Genomic DNA, 15,555 nt, shown 5'->3' with positions numbered 1-15,555 from the left:
GTCAGGTGCCCGGCCGTCGGGCCCGACGGGAGAACGGCGACGGCGCCGACCACGAGCCGCGCCACGGTGGCGGGCGCGCGCTCGAGTCGTTCTCGGTGTCCTTCGCCGCCCTGGGCGACCTGGCGCTCGCGGGTGGGCAGGTCTCGGCCTCGGTCAGGGACCTCGACGCGGGGGCCGACCTGCTGAGCGTCGACGAGCACGTGGCGCTGCCGGTGGGCCAGCTCGGTGCCGTCCTGCTCCTGGTCGAGGTGTCGGCCCGCATCGAGGACGGCACGCTCCGCCCCCTCGACGAACTCGACCGGCCGGGCGACCCCGGCGACCAGGGGCCCCGTGGCCTCTGGCCCTACCTCCGCCGGACGAGCCTCCCGGTGACCGACGCGGCGACGCTCGTCGGGGCCTTCCGCGACGGGGCGGCGATCGACGCGCTCATCGGTCGGGTGGGCCTGGCCGCCGTGCGGGCACGAGGCGAATCGCTCGGTCTCACGAAGACCGCCCTCCTCGACGTCACCCGGTCGTCCCGCGGCCCCGACGACGCGCCCGCGCTCGCCGTGGGCACGGCTCACGAACTCGGCGGCCTCATGGTGTCCCTCGCCCGCGGCGAGGTCGTCGACCGGGCCGTGTCGAACCGGGTGCTCGGCTGGCTGTCGCTGGGCGCCGACACGTCGCTCGTCGCGGCACCGTTCGGTCTCGATCCGCTCGGGCACCGGCGGCTCGACCACGACCTGCAGATCGTCCACACGACCGGTGGCGACCCGGGGGTGCGCTCCGAGCTCGGGGTGCTCCGCGGGCCGCGCCGCAGCGTCGCGTACTGCGTGATCGTCACGTTCGACGACCTGACCCTCGCCCACCGCCTCCGGGCGCTCGAAGCCCTGCGGGCCGTGGGCACCGACGCCCTCGAGTACGTGCACTGAGCCGGGTGCCGCACCGAACCGGGTGCCGCATCGAGCCGGCTGCCGCGCCGAGCCGAGCGCCGCACCGAGCCGCGGCCCGGCCGTGCCCCCGCGCCGACTCAGTCGACCAGGTCGAGCCCCCGGAGGCGCTCGAGCGTCGCGACACCGGCCGGCGGGCACCGGCCCGCGTCGGCCGAGGTGACCCAGTGGACCGCGCCGACCTCGGCGGCGGGCGCCGGCTCGGGGCTCGTCGCCGAGAGCTCGGCCGCGAAGACCGTCATGGCGACCTGCCGACCCTCGGGCTCGCCGTGCGCCTGCGTCACGACGGTGAAGAGCTCGACGACGGTCGTCGGGTCGAGTTCGACGCCGACCTCTTCGCGCGACTCCCGGACCAGCGCCTCGGCCGCGGTCTCGCCGGCATCGAGCTTGCCGCCGGGCAGGTACAGCACGTCACGGCCGCGGGCGGTCACCATCAGCATGCGACGGTCACGGACGAGGGCGAGTGCGCTGACGACGATGGTGTCCATCAGGCCATCCTCGGGCACCACGACGTCGGCCCGGTGCACGGGCGTCCGGGGCGATCAGCCCGCCGAGGCCTGACGCTCGTCGTCGACCGCGCGCAACGGCGACGACGAGGAGGCGCGGCGCCCGTCGGTCACGCCGAAGAGCGCCTCGAGGCCGTCGCGGAACTCGTCGCCCCGGCCCTCTCGGGCCAGCTCGCGCGCCCGGACGGAGGGGGTGTGCAGCAGCACGCCGGCGACGTGTCGCAGGGCCGATTCGGTGCGGTCGGACGAGTCCCCGCGCGACCGCGCGCGCTCGATCTCGGCGTCGAGCAGGTCGAAGACGTGCTTGCGCAGCGCGACGACGGACGGCGTGAGCGACTGTTCGGCGGCGACGGCCTGGAACTCGGCGGCCGCGGACGAGACGAGGGCGCGGGCGTCGTCTGCCGCGCTGAGCTGGGGCAGCGGCGCGTGCAGGCTGATGGTCTCGAGGTCGAGCAGCTCGACGCCCTCGACGCCGGCGACGAGCGGGTCGACGTTGCGGGGCAGCCCGAGGTCGATCACGAGGCGGCGGCCGCCGGGGAGGACGACGTCGCGGGTGACGACCGGCTCGGTGGTCGAGGTGCAGGTGATCAGCACGTCGCTCCAGGCGACGGCGGTGGCGAGGTCGTCGTACGGCGTCGCGGCGTGCTTGAGGCCGAACCACTCGGCGCGGCCCGAACCCGAGTAGACGGCGAGCTGGTCGGCGCCACGGTCGCGGAGTGCCGCGACGGTGGTGGCCGCGTACTGGCCGGTGCCCACGATGAGGACGCGCGCCTCGGACCAGTCGGTCACCCGTGAGGACGCCAGCTCGAGCGCGAGGCGTACGAGTGACCGGCCCGCGCCTCCGACGTTGGTCTGGTTCTTGATGCCCCGGGAGGTCTGCGACGCCTTCTGGAAGAGCCGCTCGAGGTCGCGCGAGGTGGTGCCGTCGTGGCGGGCGCGCTCGAGCGAACGGCGCACCTGGCCCGAGATCTCGTCCTCGCCGACGACGACGGACTCGAGGCCCGAGCTGACGGCGAACAGGTGCTCGACGACCTCGTCCCCCGTGATGACCCGGACGCTGTCGCGCAGGTCGTCGGGCTCGACGCCGCTGGCGGTGCTCATGGTCTCGATCGTGGCCTCGACGGCCAGGGCGCTGCCGGCGGTGAGGGGCTCGTCGACGTCGAGGTAGGCCTCGAACCGGTTGCAGGTCGCGAGCACGACCGCGCCGCTGACGAAGTCGCTGCCGTCGACCAGGGTGCCCGCCGCCGAGGGTGCGCCGATGCTCAGCCTCTCGAGGAGGTCGAAGCTGGCGTTCTGGTGGGACGCCGTGAGGCAGATGAGCACTGAGTGATCCTAACTCTGATCGGCGTTTTCGGCTGGGCGTTGACTCGACGTCGAGTGGCCGGGAATGCCACACGACAGTTGCAGCTTGCAACAACGGAGCCCGGGGCCGCATTCCGGCCGCCGGCCCGCACCGCATCGAACCAAGGAGACACCATGACCTCGACCACCAGCATCCAGTGGCAGCTCGTCGCCCGCCCGCACGGCGAGCCCACCCCCGACGACGTCGCCCGCGTCGAGGTGACCCTGCCCGAGCTCGGCGACGGCGAGGTCCGCGTGCAGAACGAGTTCCTGTCGGTCGACCCCTACATGCGCGGTCGCATGAACGACGTGAAGTCGTACGTCCCGCCCTTCGCCCTCGGCGAGACCATGACCGGCGGGGCCGTCGGCCGCGTCGTCGAGTCGCGTTCGGACGACCTGCCGGTCGGCACCGTCGTGCTGCACGAGCAGGGCTGGCGCGACGTGGCCCAGGGAGGCGCGGCCACGTTCCGTGCCGTGCAGCCCGTCGACGGCGTGCCCCTGTCGGCGTACCTGGGCGTGCTCGGCCTCACCGGCCTGACGGCGTACGTCGGCCTGACCGAGATCGCCGGCATCCGCAAGGGCGACGTCGTCTTCGTGTCGGGTGCCGCCGGGGCCGTCGGCACCATGGTCGGCCAGATCGCCCGCCTCAAGGGAGCCTCGCGCGTGATCGGCAGCGCCGGTTCGGCCGAGAAGGTCGAGTTGCTGACCTCGAAGTACGGCTTCGACGCCGCGTTCAACTACAAGGACGGTGACGTCTCCGAGCTGCTCGCCGAGGCCGCTCCCGACGGCATCGACCTCTACTTCGACAACGTCGGCGGCGACCACCTGTCGGCCGCCCTCGCCTCGTTCCGCACCGGCGGTCGTGCCGCACTCTGCGGCTCGATCGCGAACTACAACTCCACGGGCGCCCCGGTCGGCATCACGGGCATGACCAACATGGTCACCCGCGGTCTGACGATGAAGGGCTTCACGTTGGGCGACTACCGCCACCTCGCACCCGCGTTCCAGGCCGAGATGGGCCCCTGGCTCTCCGCCGGCGACGTCGTGTACGACGAGACCGTCGTCGAGGGCGTCGACAACGCGTTCGACGCCTTCACCGGGCTGATGCGCGGCGACAACGTCGGGAAGATGGTCGTCGCGGTCTCCTGACCCGCGCCTCCTCGTCCGCTCGCGCGTTCGAGGCGATCCGACCGGGACGGTCCCGCCGTGGCGGGGCCGGCCGCGGGTCGCCTCGACGCGACGTCCAGCGGGCGATGGGACAATCGACCACGTGACCCAGACCTCCGCCCTGCCCGAGCAGCACCCGCTGGCCGCCGGCCTCACGACGCGTTCACCGCTGGTCCGTGCCCTGCGCGGCGACCGGCCCGAGACGCTGCCGGTGTGGTTCATGCGCCAGGCGGGGCGCTCGCTTCCCGAGTACCGCGAGCTGCGCGTCGGCACCGCCATGCTCGACGCCTGCCTCACGCCCGACCTGGCGAGCGAGATCACGCTGCAGCCGGTCCGCCGTCACGGCGTCGACGCGGGCATCTTCTTCAGCGACATCGTCGTGCCGATCAAGCTGGCCGGCGTCTCGGTCGACATCGTCCCGGGTCGTGGACCGGTGCTCGAGACGCCGATCCGCACGGCGGCCGACGTCGCGGCCCTGCGGCCGATCGCCCCGGAGGCGCTGGCCCCGATCGCCGCGGGCGTCGCCCAGACCGTCGCGCAGCTCGGCAGCACGCCGCTGATCGGGTTCGCCGGCGCCCCCTTCACCCTCGCCGCCTACCTCGTCGAGGGCGGGCCGTCGAAGGACCACATCCGCGCGCGTGCCCTCATGCACGGCGATCCCGAGACCTGGGACGCCCTGCTCACCTGGGCCGCGGACGTGACCGGTGCCTTCCTGCGGGCGCAGGTGCTCGCCGGGGCGAGCGCCGCCCAGTTGTTCGACTCGTGGGTCGGGTCGCTCTCGCTGGCCGACTACACCGCGCACGTCGCCCGCCACTCGGCCCGTGCCCTCTCGCACGTCGCCGACCTCGACGTGCCCCGCATCCACTTCGGAGTGGGCAGCGGCGAGGTGCTGGCCGCCATGCGCGACGTCGGCACCGACGCCGTCGGGGTCGACTGGCGCATCCCGCTCGACGAGGCCTCGCGTCGCCTCGGTGGCTCCACCCCGGTGCAGGGCAACATCGACCCCGCCATGCTCCAGGCGCCGTGGGCCGTGCTCGAGGCGCACGTCCGCGACGTGGTCGAGCGTGGTCGGGCGGCCCCGGCGCACGTGCTCAACCTCGGCCACGGCGTCAGCCCCGACACCGACCCCGACGTGCTCACCCGCATCGTCGAGCTCGCGCACACGCTGTGATCCCGCCCGTCGTCACCCCGAGCGGCGTCGTCGACGTCGCCGTGGTGGGCGGCGGCATGGGCGGCATCGTGCTCGCCCGTGACCTGGCCGCCGCCGGGTTGGGCGTCGTGCTGTTCGAGGCGTCCGACCGACTGGGCGGCGAGGTCTCGCGACACGTGGTCGCCGGCATCGCACTCGACGCCGGGGCCGAGAGCTTCGCGACCCGGGGCGGCACGGTCGCCGGTTTCGCCACCGAACTCGGCCTCGGCGACGACATCGTCCTGCCCGATCCCCGCGGGGCCTGGCTGCACGAGGCCGACGGCGAGTCCTTCCCCATCCCGCGCACGGGGCTGCTCGGCATCCCCGGCGACCCGTCCGCCGCCGACGTGCGAGCCGTCGTCGGCGAGGCCGGTGTGACCCGCGCGCTCGCGGACGCCGACCTGCCCGCCGAGATCGGGGCCGAAGAAACCACCCTGGGGGGTCTCGTCCGGGCGCGCATGGGTGACGAGGTCGTCGACCGGCTCGTCAGTCCCATCGTCTCGGGCGTCCACTCGCTCCACCCCGACCTGCTCGCCGTCGATCGCGTGGCCCCCGGGCTGCGCTCGGCCCTCCAGCGCGAGGGCAGCCTCGCCGCCGCCGTGCTCGGACTACGCGCCCTCGCCCCGGCCGGCTCGGCGGTGGCGGGCATCCGCGGCGGCCTCGCCCGGCTGGTCGACCCGATCGTCGCCGACCTCCAGCGGCACGGCGTCGACGTCCGCCTCGGCACCCGCGTCCGCTCGATCGACGAGACCGGCGTCGAGACCGCGGGCGGTGAGCACGTCCGGGCGAGACAGGTCGTGCTGGCCGTCGGGGACCACGACGCGGTGGCCCTGACGACCCGCGCCTCCTCGGTGCCGCCCGGAGCGATCACCCTCGCGACCCTCGTCGTCGACCGGCCGGAGCTCGACGCGGCGCCCCGGGGCACGGGCGTCCTCGTCGCCCCCGGCTCGACCGGACTCCGGGCCAAGGCCCTCACCCACGCGACCGTCAAATGGAGCTGGCTGGCCGAGCTCGCCGGGGGACGCCACGTGCTCCGGCTCAGCTTCGACTCGCCCGTCGTCGACCGCGACACACCCGACGCCGAGGTGCGCGACGCGGCGCTCGCCGACGCCTCGACCCTGCTCGGCGTCGACCTCGCCGCGCGCCACCTGGTCGGCTTCGGCCGGGCCACCTGGGACGCCCCGCGCCGGGCCGAGGCGGCGGTCGTCACCGAGCCCGTGGTCGAGGTCGTCCAGGCAGGAGGCGCGGTGGCGGGACGGGGGCTGGCCGCGATCATCGCCCACTCGCGTCGTCAGGCCGCCACCCTCGTGGCGGCGCTGTCGGCGCCCCCGTCCCGCGACTGAGGTCCCGGGCTCGGACCGCTTCGGTCCGGCGCGGGCGTCGGGCACCCGCCTCGGGCTACATTGGAGGGACGTGTGCGGCACATGCCGTCGCGCGTACGACCACGAATGGAGTCCCCCGTGCGAGGCAAACTGATCTTCGTCGCCGGAGCCGCTGTCGGATTCGTGCTGGGCGCCCGCGCCGGCCACGACCGGTACGAGCAGATCACCGAGAGGGCGTCCAAGGTCTGGAACAGCCGGGCCGTGCAGCGCCAGGTCGCCAAGGGCCAGGACTTCGCCGGTGCCAAGACGGCCGACGGCGTGGACGCCGTCGTCACCGGCATCACCCGGGGCATCTCCAAGGCCTTCGGCGGCGGCCGAAAGAAATGACCGACTCGACGCGCAGCGACAAGGTGCGGCACAAGACCAGGCCGCGGTCGCTCTTCGCCCTGGTGCAGGACGTCCCGACGCTGGTCACCGACCTGGTCAAGGGCGAGTTGGCCCTGCTCAAGTACGAGGTCATCGGCACGCTCAAGGCCTTCGGCATCGGTGCCGGCTTCCTGGTCGGGGCCCTGGTCTTCGTCTTCGCGATGCTCGGCGTCCTCCTGACCGGCATCGTCCTGCTGCTCGCCATCTGGCTTCCCGGCTGGGCGTCGGCCCTCATCGTCGCCGGCGTGCTGTTGCTCGTCGCCGCCCTGCTCGCGTTCCTCGGGTACAAGGCGATCAAGAAGGGGCTCCCGGCGGTCCCCGAGAAGACCATCGCGAGCCTCAAGGCCGACCTCAAGGCCGTCAAGGGCGTGGGGTCGATCCCCGGCGCCCGCCTCGACGAGCGCTGACGCGCCTCCTCGACACCCCCACCCTTCCCGTTCCCGACAGGAGCACCGTGAGCGACAGCAGCGACATCCAGGCCCACATCGATCGCACGCGCGCCGAGCTCGCCGCGACCCTCAACGAACTCGAGGACAAGCTGAACGTGCCCAAGCAGTTGGGCATCGCCGGGCACCGCGCCAAGGCGTCGTTCGACCGCGACAAGACCCCGTGGCTCGCCGCCGCCGGGGCGGGTGCGCTGGCCGTCGCGGGCGTCGTCGTCGCGGTCGTCAAGCGCCGCTGACCGCTCGCGCGGCTCGCCGGTCGACTCGACCGCCGGCGGGCGCCGGGTGCCGTTCGCTCGACCGGGAGCAACCTGGTTGGGCTCCCAGCGTGCCGAGAGGGAGAATGGCTGCATGAGTTCCAGCGCCGACGCGGCAGCGCCCGTACTGCCGACGTCCGATTCATCCGCAGCACCCGTCCAGACCGAGTCCGACGACGCCGCGGCGAGCACACCGCCACCCGTCGAACGCCTCGGCTACACGCTCTGGGCCGTGCTGCGACGCGACCCGCAGAACCCCTACGCCCCCGAGCTCGACGACGTCCCGCAGCTCGACGCGGTCGTCGACGCCCTGGCGGGTCTCGGCGTGACCGTCCGTGGCTTCTACGACGTCAGCGCCCTGCGGGCCGACGCCGACATCATGATCTGGCTGCACGGCGAGGTGCCCGAGGCCGTCCAGTCGGCCTACCGGCAGCTGCTGCGCACCGACGTGCTGGGCGGCCTGCTGCCCACCTGGAACGCCATGGGCATGCACCGCGAGGCCGAGTTCTCGCGCAACCACAGCCCGGCCTTCATGCGGGGCAAGGCACCCGAGACCTGGTTGACGGTGTACCCGTTCGTGCGCAGCTACGAGTGGTACCTGCTGCCCGAGGCCGAGCGCCGTCAGATGCTCGCCGAGCACGGCAAGCAGGGCTCCGAGCACCGCGCGGTGCTGACGAACACCGTCGCCAGCTTCTCGCTCGGCGACTACGAGTGGATCCTCGCCCTCGAGGCTCCCGAGCTCGTGCAACTGGTCGACCTCATGCGCGACCTGCGCTACACCGAGGCCCGCCGCCACGTCCGCGAAGAGATCCCGTTCTTCACGGGCCGACGCATCCCCACCACCGACATCATCGAGGTCTTGTCGTGACCGACACCAGCAACATCACCAACGGGCAGCTCGTCCGCAACGCCACCCCCGCCGCGGCCTCCGGCCCCGAGCACGTCTCCGAGCCGACCGACTACGACGCCATCCTGCTGGCCGGCTTCGGCGGGCCCGAGGGGCAGGACGACGTCATCCCGTTCCTGCGCAACGTCACGCGCGGTCGGGGCATCCCCGAAGAGCGGCTCGAAGAGGTCGCGACGCACTACCGCCACTTCGGCGGCGTCAGCCCGATCAACGAGCACAACCGCGAGCTCAAGGCCGCCCTCGAGGCCGAGCTCGACCGTCGCGGCATCGACCTGCCGGTCATCTGGGGCAACCGCAACTGGCAGCCCTACATGGCCGATGCCGTGCGCGAGGCCGACGAGCGCGGGTTCCGCAAGCTCATCGCGGTCGCGACCAGCGCCTACTCGTCCTACAGCTCGTGCCGCCAGTACCGCGAGGACTTCGCCATGGCGCTCGACGCCACCGGCCTCGAGGGCACCATGCAGATCGACAAGGTCCGCCAGTTCTTCGACCACCCCGGTTTCGTCCAGCCGTTCATCGACGGCGTGCGCGACGCGCTCGTCGCGGCTCGCGCCGAGAACGAGGGGCTCGACCTCTCGACCGAGGTCCAGGTGCTCTTCGCGACGCACTCGATCCCGTCGACCGACGCGGCCAAGAGCGGCCCCCAGGCGCGCGGCTTCGACGCCGACGGTGCCTACGCCGCCCAGCACAAGGCCGTCGCCGAGGTCGTCATGGCCGCGGCCGAGGCCGCCCTCGACCTCGACCTGCCCGAGGGCGGCGGCACCACCGTCCCCTGGCAGCTCGTCTACCAGTCGCGCAGCGGCCCGCCCTCGATGCCGTGGCTCGAGCCCGACATCAACGACGCGATCGACGACCTGGCCGGCGGTCCGACCCGCGCCGTCGTCATCGTGCCGCTCGGGTTCGTCAGCGACCACATGGAGGTCATGTGGGACCTCGACAACGAGGCGATGGAGACCAGCGAGAAGAACGGTTTCTGGGCGACGCGCACCCCGACGCCGGGCATCGACCCGAACTACGTCACCGGGCTCGTCGACCTCGTGCTCGAGCGTCGTGACGGCGTCCCCGCCGAGGACCGCCCCCACGTGACCGACCTCGGGCCCTGGTACGACGTCTGCCGTCCCGGCTGCTGCGAGAACGTGCGACTGGGCTTCAAGCCCGCCCTGTCCGGCCTGGTCCCCTGACCCCGTGGCGACCATCCGCATCGGAACTCGGGGCAGCGCGCTGGCCGTCGCCCAGTCGACCACCGTCGCCGACCGCATCGCGGCCGCGACCGGTCACGACGTCGAACTCGTCCGCATCAAGACCGAGGGGGACCGCTCGCAGGGCACCGGCGAGTCGCTGGCGTCGCTCGGGGGCACCGGCGTGTTCGCCAGCGCCCTGCGCGAGGCGCTCCTCGCGGACGAGTGCGACGCCCTCGTGCACTCGCTCAAAGACCTCCCCACCGCCACGCACCCCGGTCTCGTCATCGGGGCGACGCCCGGTCGGGCGGATGCCCGCGACGCCCTCTGCGCGCGCGACGGGCTGACCCTCGAAGGACTACCCGAGGGTGCCCGCGTCGGCACGGGATCGCCGCGTCGTGCCGCCCAGCTGCTCTCGCGACGTCCCGACCTCGAGGTCGTCGACATCCGCGGCAACGTCGACACGCGGCTCGGTCGCGTCGGCGTCGACCTCGACGCCGTCCTGCTCAGCGCGGCGGGTCTCGGCCGCCTGGGACGCCTCGACGCCGCGACCGAACTGCTGGGGCTCGGCTTCTGGCCCAGTGCGCCCGGCCAGGGCTCGCTCGCCGTCGAGGTCCGCGAAGGCGATCCCGACGAGGCGCTCGCCCGCGGACTGGCCGCCATCGAGGACGAAGAGACCCGCCTCGTGGTGACGGCCGAGCGGGCCGTGCTGGCCGGGCTCGAGGCCGGTTGCGCGGCTCCCGTCGGTGCCAGTGCCGTCGTCGACGCCGGGTTGCTGCTGCTCAGCGCGACCGTCTACAGCCCCGACGGCGGCCGACGCCTCAGCTCGTCGCACGCCGTCTCCCTCGACGACGGTCCGCTCGTCGCGCGCCTCGCCGACGTCCACGAGGTCGCCGGCCGTGTCGTCGACGAGCTGCTCGACTCCGGTGCGGCCGAGTTCGCCCCGTTGGGCGGCGGACCGGCCGGCGGTGACCCCCTGGGCAGCGCCTCGTGACCGCCGACAAGCCGCTCAAGGGCGTGCGCGTCCTGGTGCCGCGCGGTGGCAAGTGGGGCGACGGGGTCGCGGCCTCGCTCCGGTCGCGCGGTGCCGCCCCGGTGATCGCCCCCCTCATCAACTTCGCCCCGGCCGAGACGCCGGAGCTGCTCGCCGCGGCCCTGGCCCGCCTCGAGTCCGGCGTCTACGAGTGGCTCGTCGTCACGAGTGCCACCACGGTCGACGTCCTGGTCGGCAACGGCATCCGGCCCCCTGCCTCGACCCGGGTCGCCGCGGTCGGCGAGACCACCGCCGCCGCCCTGAGCCTGGCGGGCATCCGCGTCGACTTCGTCCCCGAGGGCGACAACTCGGCCCGCGGACTCGTGAAGGAGTGGCCGGCCGACGAGGTCACCGGTCGCGTGCTCGTCCCGCAGTCCGACCTCGCCGAGCCGACCCTCGTCGCCGGGCTGTCGGCCCGCGGGTTCGACGCCGAGTTCGTCTCGGCGTACCGCACGGTGGGCGTGCCCGTCTCGGCCGAGGTGCGCGACGGCGTCGCCGACGGTTCGATCGGCGTCCTGCTCGTGACCTCGGGCAGCGTCGCCCGGCAGATCGCCGCCCAGCTGGCGCCCCTGCCCCCGCAGACCCTCGTCGCGTGCATCGGCCCGCGCACCGCCTTCGACGCCCGTGCCGCGGGGCTGCCCGTGCACCTGATCGCCGAGACCCGATCGGCGGCCGCCCTCGTCGAGGCCGTGGTGGACCACGCCCTCGACGGCCCGTCCGCCGGAACGCCCCCCACCGAGAAGGACTGATGTCCGAATTCCCCCGAGTGCGGCCCCGCCGCCTCCGCGCCACCCCCGCCCTGCGTCGTCTGACCGCCGAGACGCGCCTGCACCCCGCCGACCTCGTCCTGCCGATGTTCGTCCGCGAGGGCATCGACGAGCCCACCCCGATCTCGTCCATGCCGGGCGTCGTCCACCACAGCCTGTCGAGCCTGCCCCGGGCCGTCGAGCAGGCCGCCGAGGCCGGTGTGGGGGGCATCATGCTCTTCGGGGTGCCCCTCGAGAAGGACGCCGTCGGGTCGGGCGCGACCGACCCCGAGGGCATCCTCAACGTGGCCACCCGCGTGGCCGTCGACGCCGCCCAGGGCGCGCTGGTCGTGCAGACCGACCTCTGCCTCGACGAGTTCACCGACCACGGCCACTGCGGCGTCCTCGCCGCCGACGGCTCGGTCGACAACGACGCCACCCTGGTCCGCTACGACGAGATGGCGGTCGTGCAGGCCGAGGCCGGGTCCCAGCTGATCGGCATGAGCGGCATGATGGACGGTCAGATCGGCTCGGCCCGCGACGCCCTCGACGCGGCCGGCTTCGGCGGCACGGCACTGCTCGCCTACGCCGCCAAGTACGCGTCGGCCTTCTACGGCCCCTTCCGCGAGGCCGTCCAGTCGACGCTGGTCGGAGACCGCCGCACGTACCAGATGGACGCCGCCAACGGACGCGAGGGCCTGCGCGAGGTCGACCTCGACATCGCCGAGGGTGCCGACGTCGTCATGGTCAAGCCGGCGATGAGCTACCTCGACGTCCTCGCCGAGACGGCCGCGACGAGCACCGTCCCGGTGTGGGCGTACCAGATCAGCGGCGAGTACGCGATGATCCACGCGGCCGCCGCGAACGGCTGGATCGACCTCGACGCGGCGTCGTACGAGAGCGTCCTGTCGATCAAGCGGGCGGGTGCGGACGCGATCCTGACGTACTGGGCCACCGAACTGGCCACGCGCCTCCAGAAGGAGCGGTTCTGATGACCGAGCAGAGCAACGACACCTACTTCACCCGGGCGAAGCGGTCCATCCCGGGCGGCGTCAACTCGCCCGTCCGTGCGTACGGCTCCGTCGGCGGGACGCCACGGTTCCTCGTGGGTGCCAAGGGCGCCTACGTCACCGACGCCGAGGGACGCGACTACGTCGACCTCGTCGCCTCGTGGGGTCCGGCGATCCTCGGGCACACCCACCCCGAGGTGCTCGAGGCCGTCCAGCAGGCGGCCGCGCGCGGCCTGTCGTTCGGGGCCTCGACGCCCGCCGAGACCGAACTCGCCGAGCTGGTCCGCGAACGCGTCGCCGTCGGCGACCAACGGCCGATCGGCAAGCTGCGCATGGTGTCCACCGGCACCGAGGCGACCATGACGGCCATCCGCCTCGCCCGCGGCTACACCGGTCGCGACCTGCTCGTGAAGTTCGCCGGGCACTACCACGGGCACTCCGACTCGCTGCTGGCCGAGGCCGGCTCGGGCGTCGCGACGCTGTCGATGCCCGGCTCGGCCGGAATCACGGCCGAGACCGCCGCCCAGACGCTCGTCCTTCCCTACAACGACCTCGACGCCGTGCGTGCGGCCTTCGACGAGCACGGCCCGCGCATCGCCGCCGTCATCGTCGAGGCCGCCGCCGCCAACATGGGCGTGCTCGCGCCGCAGCGGGGCTTCAACCGCAGCCTGTCAGAGATCACGCGACGCCACGGCTCGCTGCTGATCGTCGACGAGGTGCTCACCGGCTTCCGCGTGGGACGCGCGGGCTGGTGGGGTCTCGAGGCCGCTCGGGTCGTCCCGGACGGCGCCGGGTGGGAGCCCGACCTCATCACGTTCGGCAAGGTCATCGGCGGGGGCATGCCGCTCGCCGCCCTGGGCGGTCGCGCCGAGGTGATGGACTTCCTCGCCCCGCTGGGGCCGGTCTACCAGGCGGGCACGCTCAGCGGCAACCCGGTGGCCGTCGCCGCCGGCATCGCCACGCTCAGGCTCGCCACGCCCGAGGTCTACGCCCGGCTCGACACCGTCGCCGACCAGTTGTCGGCCGGCGTCTCGGCCGCCCTGTCCGCCGAGGGCGTCGAGCACAGCGTCCAGCGCGCCGGGTCGCTCTTCTCGTTCGCCTTCACGCCGACGGCACCGAACGACTACGACGACGTCCGCGCCCAGCAGTCCTGGCGCTACCCGCCGTTCTTCCACGCCATGCTCGACGCCGGGGTCAACCTGCCCCCGTCGGTGTTCGAGGCGTGGTTCGTCACGGCGGCCCACGACGACGACGTGGTGTCGCGCATCCTCGACGCCGTGCCCGCCGCGGCCAAGGCCGCCGCGGCCGCGCAGGCGCCGCACTAGTCCGCTCGAGCGCGCGCCGCGCCTCCGTTCCGGCTCGCCGGGGGCTCGGCCGACTCTGCGCGCCGGGCTCGCCTGCCCGTCACTCGGGGCCATGCCTGCTCCGCCGCATCCCGCCACGAGGTAAACAACCCGCCACATCATTTCTTGGCGGGTTGTTTACATCGTGGCGGGGTGGCGGGGTGGCGGGCACTCCGGCAGCGGCTGCGCGTGGCGCCGTGATGCACCGGGCGGGTCAGCAGTGGCGGCGGGCGCGGGCCGACCAGCGGCCGCCGGCCCGATCGACCACGAGCGGGTGGTCGAACGCGCCCGACACGAGCTCGGACGTCAGCACGTCGTCGGCCCGTCCGGTGGCGAAGACCCGGCCGTCGCGCAGCAGCAGGGCGTGCGACGTGCTGCTCGGCAGGTCCTCGAGGTGATGGGTCACCGTCACGGAGGACATCGCGCGGTGGGTCGTGCGCAGCTCGTCGACGGTGTCGAGCAGGTGTTCCCGCGCCGCGACGTCGAGTCCCGTCGCCGGTTCGTCGAGCAGCAGCAGGGCCGGCTGCGACACCAGGGCGCGGGCGATCAGCGCCCGACCGCGTTCGCCCTGGGACAGCACGCTCCACCGTGCCGAGAGGCGGGACGAGAGACCGACGCTCGCGACGAGGTCGACGACCCGCGCCTCCTGCTCGTCGGTGGGCACCCAGCGGGGCACCGGGTCGCTGCTGCCCGTGAAGCCGGTCAGCACGACCTCACGGACGGTGTTGTCGCCGACCATGCGATGGCGCGGATCGACGTGGCCGATGTGGCGACGCAGCTCGCTCAGTTCGACCCGCCCGAGGCGGCGGCCGAGGACGTCGACCGTGCCCGCGGTCGGGTGGCCGAGCGCACCGCACAACGTCAGCAGCGTCGTCTTGCCGGCTCCGTTGGGGCCGATCAGCGCCCAGTGCTGGCCGGAGTCGACGCGCAACGACACGTCGTGCAGCAGATCACGACCGCCCCGGGTCACCCGTGCAGCGACGACGTCGAGCACGGGCGGCACCGGGGCGGCCACGGAGGGGGCGACGGTCACGCGCGGTAGATGCCCGCCTCGCGCACCTGGTCGAACAGGCCCTGCAGGCGTGCGGGCTGCTCGCGCACGACGGCGGCGGCCGCCGCGGCGTCGTCCGCCTTCACGGCGTCGCGGAACGCCACGGTGAAGGCGTGCGCCTGCGGGAAGTCGAAGATGCCGTTGGCCGACGGACGACGCAGGAGCAGCAGGAGGCGCGGGCCGGTGTTCGACCACAGTCGCGTCAGGGACTCGCTGTCGGCCGCGGCCAGAAGGATCTCGTTGGCCCGCACGAGGCCCGCGATGTCTTCTTCCTTCTTCGCCTTGAAGGCCTTGGCCCGGGTGTCGAGGAGGCCGACGACCTCGGCACGCTGAGCCTTGTCGAGCTTGGGCACGGCCCGCTCGACGAAGAGGGACCAGACGGCGTAACCGACGTCGACGGTGTCGACGAACTCGCCGTAGGACGGGTCGACGATGCGCGTGTAGCGGTTGGCCTCGATGTCGACCAATGCCTGGTCGGCGAGCTTGGCGATCGCCTCGCGGACGGGAGTGCGAGAGACGCCCAGCCAGGCCACGAGCTGGTCGTCGTTCAGGCGCTCACCGAACTCGAGGGTGCCGTCGATGATCGCGGCGAACATCTTGTCGTAGACGACGTCGCGCAACAGGCGGCGCGGGGCGGGCGTCTGGTCGTCGTTCTGGGGGATCGGCATCGGGGGCCTCCGTCGTGTCTGCGGTCAGGTGCCGACGGT

The 15,555-nt window shown here is 73.4% G+C and carries 17 protein-coding genes; 13 read left to right on the top strand and 4 right to left on the bottom strand.

Features of this window, described 5'->3' with window-relative positions:
• The first annotated feature begins 5 nt into the window (after positions 1–5).
• On the top strand, positions 6–911 hold the full coding sequence (locus ACIOSR_RS10250; RefSeq protein ID WP_402752550.1) for a serine hydrolase: 906 nt from the start codon (positions 6–8) through the stop codon (positions 909–911).
• A gap of 98 nt (positions 912–1,009) precedes the next feature.
• Here ACIOSR_RS10250 and ACIOSR_RS10245 read toward each other — a convergent pair whose 3' ends face one another.
• Entirely contained in the window at positions 1,010–1,417 is a 408-nt protein-coding gene (locus tag ACIOSR_RS10245; RefSeq protein WP_402752549.1) for an NUDIX domain-containing protein, read from the bottom strand.
• A 54-nt stretch (positions 1,418–1,471) separates the two neighbouring features.
• Positions 1,472–2,758 (bottom strand): glutamyl-tRNA reductase, encoded by a 1,287-nt coding sequence (locus ACIOSR_RS10240; protein ID WP_402752548.1) that lies wholly within the window; start codon positions 2,756–2,758, stop codon positions 1,472–1,474.
• Positions 2,759–2,911: 153 nt separating this feature from the next.
• On the opposite strand from ACIOSR_RS10240, the gene ACIOSR_RS10235 reads away from it, so the two are divergent.
• The 12 genes from ACIOSR_RS10235 (at position 2,912) to hemL (ending at position 13,779) form a co-directional block, all read left to right on the top strand.
• The gene (locus ACIOSR_RS10235; protein ID WP_402752547.1) at positions 2,912–3,925 is read left to right on the top strand and encodes an NADP-dependent oxidoreductase; all 1,014 of its coding nucleotides are present in this window, start codon (positions 2,912–2,914) and stop codon (positions 3,923–3,925) included.
• 121 nt (positions 3,926–4,046) lie between these two features.
• Positions 4,047–5,114, top strand: a complete 1,068-nt coding sequence (gene hemE, locus ACIOSR_RS10230; protein WP_402752546.1) for a uroporphyrinogen decarboxylase — start codon at positions 4,047–4,049, stop codon at positions 5,112–5,114.
• On the top strand, positions 5,111–6,475 hold the full coding sequence (locus tag ACIOSR_RS10225) for a protoporphyrinogen/coproporphyrinogen oxidase (protein WP_402752545.1): 1,365 nt from the start codon (positions 5,111–5,113) through the stop codon (positions 6,473–6,475). The genes hemE and ACIOSR_RS10225 overlap by 4 nt, the downstream gene beginning before the upstream one ends.
• A 117-nt stretch (positions 6,476–6,592) precedes the next feature.
• On the top strand, positions 6,593–6,841 hold the full coding sequence (locus ACIOSR_RS10220; protein WP_043595360.1) for a hypothetical protein: 249 nt from the start codon (positions 6,593–6,595) through the stop codon (positions 6,839–6,841).
• Positions 6,838–7,287 carry a phage holin family protein gene (locus tag ACIOSR_RS10215; RefSeq protein ID WP_054147459.1) on the top strand — a complete coding sequence of 150 codons (450 nt, stop codon included), beginning with the start codon at positions 6,838–6,840 and terminating at the stop codon, positions 7,285–7,287. Before ACIOSR_RS10220 ends, ACIOSR_RS10215 begins: the two co-directional genes overlap by 4 nt.
• A gap of 47 nt (positions 7,288–7,334) precedes the next feature.
• The gene (locus tag ACIOSR_RS10210) at positions 7,335–7,562 is read left to right on the top strand and encodes a DUF3618 domain-containing protein (RefSeq protein ID WP_043595223.1); all 228 of its coding nucleotides are present in this window, start codon (positions 7,335–7,337) and stop codon (positions 7,560–7,562) included.
• A 112-nt stretch (positions 7,563–7,674) separates the two neighbouring features.
• Positions 7,675–8,448 (top strand): hydrogen peroxide-dependent heme synthase, encoded by a 774-nt coding sequence (gene hemQ, locus ACIOSR_RS10205; RefSeq protein ID WP_082460100.1) that lies wholly within the window; start codon positions 7,675–7,677, stop codon positions 8,446–8,448.
• Entirely contained in the window at positions 8,445–9,668 is a 1,224-nt protein-coding gene (locus ACIOSR_RS10200) for a ferrochelatase (RefSeq protein WP_402752544.1), read from the top strand. Before hemQ ends, ACIOSR_RS10200 begins: the two co-directional genes overlap by 4 nt.
• A gap of 4 nt (positions 9,669–9,672) precedes the next feature.
• Positions 9,673–10,659: a hydroxymethylbilane synthase gene (hemC, locus tag ACIOSR_RS10195; protein ID WP_402752543.1), complete on the top strand. Its 987-nt coding sequence runs from the start codon at positions 9,673–9,675 to the stop codon at positions 10,657–10,659.
• Positions 10,656–11,447: a uroporphyrinogen-III synthase gene (locus ACIOSR_RS10190; RefSeq protein ID WP_043595220.1), complete on the top strand. Its 792-nt coding sequence runs from the start codon at positions 10,656–10,658 to the stop codon at positions 11,445–11,447. The genes hemC and ACIOSR_RS10190 overlap by 4 nt, the downstream gene beginning before the upstream one ends.
• Positions 11,447–12,436 carry a porphobilinogen synthase gene (hemB, locus tag ACIOSR_RS10185; RefSeq protein WP_173153957.1) on the top strand — a complete coding sequence of 330 codons (990 nt, stop codon included), beginning with the start codon at positions 11,447–11,449 and terminating at the stop codon, positions 12,434–12,436. Before ACIOSR_RS10190 ends, hemB begins: the two co-directional genes overlap by 1 nt.
• Positions 12,436–13,779, top strand: a complete 1,344-nt coding sequence (gene hemL, locus ACIOSR_RS10180; RefSeq protein ID WP_159824863.1) for a glutamate-1-semialdehyde 2,1-aminomutase — start codon at positions 12,436–12,438, stop codon at positions 13,777–13,779. Before hemB ends, hemL begins: the two co-directional genes overlap by 1 nt.
• A 232-nt stretch (positions 13,780–14,011) precedes the next feature.
• Here hemL and ACIOSR_RS10175 read toward each other — a convergent pair whose 3' ends face one another.
• Both ACIOSR_RS10175 and ACIOSR_RS10170 read right to left on the bottom strand, forming a co-directional pair.
• A complete protein-coding gene (locus ACIOSR_RS10175) occupies positions 14,012–14,830 on the bottom strand; it encodes an ABC transporter ATP-binding protein (RefSeq protein ID WP_402752542.1) in 819 nt (272 codons plus the stop codon).
• The gene (locus tag ACIOSR_RS10170; protein WP_123571143.1) at positions 14,827–15,516 is read right to left on the bottom strand and encodes a GntR family transcriptional regulator; all 690 of its coding nucleotides are present in this window, start codon (positions 15,514–15,516) and stop codon (positions 14,827–14,829) included. Before ACIOSR_RS10170 ends, ACIOSR_RS10175 begins: the two co-directional genes overlap by 4 nt.
• Between the last annotated feature and the right edge of the window lie 39 nt (positions 15,517–15,555).

Origin of the sequence: Frigoribacterium sp. NPDC087798, assembly GCF_044742985.1 — a bacterium.
Classification (GTDB): Bacteria; Actinomycetota; Actinomycetes; order Actinomycetales; family Microbacteriaceae; genus Frigoribacterium.
This window is presented reverse-complemented; position numbering and strand designations above follow the sequence as displayed.